The sequence below is a fragment of the Flavobacterium sp. W22_SRS_FK3 genome (genome assembly GCF_052113665.1).
Classification (GTDB): Bacteria; Bacteroidota; Bacteroidia; order Flavobacteriales; family Flavobacteriaceae; genus Flavobacterium.
Genome location: NZ_JBGQOF010000052.1, coordinates 1 through 2,817 on the forward strand (window position 1 = coordinate 1; position 2,817 = coordinate 2,817).

The following is a 2,817-nucleotide window of genomic DNA, read 5'->3' on the forward strand; positions in this document are numbered from 1 at the left end:
ATGGATTTGCTATAAACTTCTCCCGAGTTAATTCTTCCCTGTTTAAATAACCTCGGGCGACCTGAACACCTCCTATACACAATTCTCCAATTACTCCTATTGGTAATAGCTGGTTTTGATTATCTAAAACATATAAACTTGTATTGGCAACTGGCTTTCCCATTAGAACTTGAGATATTGAACCTTTCAGTGGTACTTTCCATGAACTTACTTCAATTGCTGCCTCTGTAGGCCCATATAAATTATCTAATCGAACGTCCTTGAATTTATCCTTAAATAAAAGTACTTGATCTACTTGCAAAGCCTCTCCACTACATAAAACCCGTTTTAAGGAATTACAATCTCCTGATTTAATATTCTCTAAGAAAACCCTCAACATCGAAGGAACAAAATGAATTGTCGTGATGTTTTCCTTTTCTATAATGTACTTCAAATACTCAGCATCTTTGTGCCCTTCCGGTTTGGCAAAAACCAATCGCGCTCCACAACTAATAGTCCATAAAAATTCCCATACCGATACATCAAAACTAAAAGATGTTTTCTGCAGTATTGCCTCATCACTCTTAAGTTGATAATGCGATTGTCCCCATAATAAACGATTTACAATACCACCATGTTCATTCATCACTCCCTTAGGAATGCCAGTACTGCCTGAAGTATATATGACATAAGCTAAATTTGATGCAGTCAAAACATTCTCGAGTTCACTGGTAGGATAACCTAAGATATTATCCCAATCTTTATCTAAACACAAAACTGATAAATCTTCATCTTTACTTATAACTTTACTGCTAACACCACTACTTAAAACCAAACCAATACCAGCATCTTTAAGCATATAATCTATACGACCTGACGGATATTCCGGATCGATCGGAACATAAGCGCCTCCCGATTTTAAGATCCCCAGAATACCAACAAGCATCTCTAAACTGCGCTCCAAACAAATCCCCACAAGGTCATCAGGTTGTACACCTTGTTCTCGTAAATAATGACCCAGCTGATTCGAACGCTCGTTTAATTCTTTATAACTTAGTTTTTTGTCTTCATAAACCACTGCGATAGCATTTGGTGTACGTTTAACCTGTTCGGTAAACAAATCCACTATGGTCTTATCCTTAGGATAGTCAATAGAAGTAGCATTAAAGACCTCTAATAACTGATGCGATTCTTCTTCTAATAAAATTGACTCCATATCAACAGGAGCATCAAATTTATCTTTAAAACAACATAAAATAGTATCAATATAGGTGTGAAAATGCTCTAAAGATATTTCTGATTTAAAGTTTTTATACAATTTATACCCTAACTTAAGATCTTTATTTCCGGTTAAATCTACCGTTAAATTTAAACTCGAACTTGTTCGCTCAAACGAAGATATATTTAAACCTTCATTAATATTAGCTTCATTACCAGATTGTAAATTATCTGTTAAAGAATTCTCGGATATAATTTCATTGTATACATGAAAATCAATATAATTAAATAAAACATCAAAAAAAGAATCGTTTTTATTCAATCCTACATGACGCTTGATTTCAAAAAATGTCAGGTGACTATTAAGCTGGACCTCCTTAATCTTTTCTTCGACATTCTTGAAATATTGCAACCAATTTTCTTCAGATTGAAAAGTATAGCGTACAGGTAACATATTTAAAAAACATCCTAATATATTCTCACCATCCTCAATAGATGGACGGTTATTAGCTACCAAACCAACTGTTAACTCATTTTCATTGGTAAGCATTTTTAATGCATAGATATACGCCCCAAAGAGAACGGTTTTCAATGTCAGATTATATTGTTTACACTGTTTCTTTAAATCATTTAAGAAACTAAGATCATATTGCTTAGTGTACTGCTCGGATATTTCGGTTTCTTCTTTAAGAATATCTAGTTTTTTGTATCCTGATAATTTTTCTTTCCAGAAGGCAATCGCATCAACATCTTGTTTAGCTATCAATTCACTAATAATAGAATCGCGTTGATTACATGCAATTATTGATGGTAAATAAGAAATTCCTTCTTTGAGTTCAAAGTAAGTTTTATAGAGTTCTGTAATAAATGAAGCCACACTCCATCCATCCATGATCGAATGATGAAACTGAAATATAAATAACTTATTATATTCAGCAATACTAAAAATATCAAAACGATATAATGGAACTTGTTTAGCAATAAATGAAATTCCTCTTTCTTTTTCCAGAAATTGTTCAATTTTCTTTTCTTGCGCTTGTCGATCAAACAGACTTAAATCTGTATTTTTTAAATCAAAGGAGACCGATTTATATACTATCTGTACCGGTTGATCGTAATCAGAAAAATTAAAACTTGTACGGAATATAGAATGCTTTTCAATTAATAAAGCAATTGCTTTGTGAAATATAATACTATCGAAAAGAACGTCATTAATTGTAAATACCAACTGATCATGAAAAATTGCCAAATTAGGAGCCAATAACGACTCCATAATCATTCCTTGTTGGACATCAGTCATCGGGTAGATATCTTCAATTAGATCTGGATCTTGTATAGTGCTCAAGACTAGTGAACGTAATGCTACTATTTCCAACTCAACTATTTCATAGCGTTGTTTAAACCTATCATCAATATTATCTCTATTTAGTACTGAAGCAGAAAAACTTTGTATAGTACCGCATTCAAAAAGATTACGTAATTGAATGTTTTTATTAAAACTTTTATTTATAATTGAGATTAATCTAATAGATTTAATTGAATCACCACCCAATTCAAAGAAATTATCATGAACTCCTACTCGTTCTACTCCTAACAAATTCTGCCAGATTGCTGCTAACT

The 2,817-nt window shown here is 32.4% G+C and carries 1 protein-coding gene and 1 pseudogene; both read right to left on the reverse strand.

Features of this window, described 5'->3' with window-relative positions:
- On the reverse strand, positions 1–2,542 hold a 2,542-nt coding region (locus ACEN2I_RS19825), incomplete at its 3' end, for a non-ribosomal peptide synthetase (protein ID WP_441767810.1).
- Positions 2,543–2,692: 150 nt separating this feature from the next.
- A pseudogene (locus ACEN2I_RS19830) lies at positions 2,693–2,794 on the reverse strand (phosphopantetheine-binding protein); the annotation flags it as partial.
- Positions 2,795–2,817: the final 23 nt, after the last annotated feature.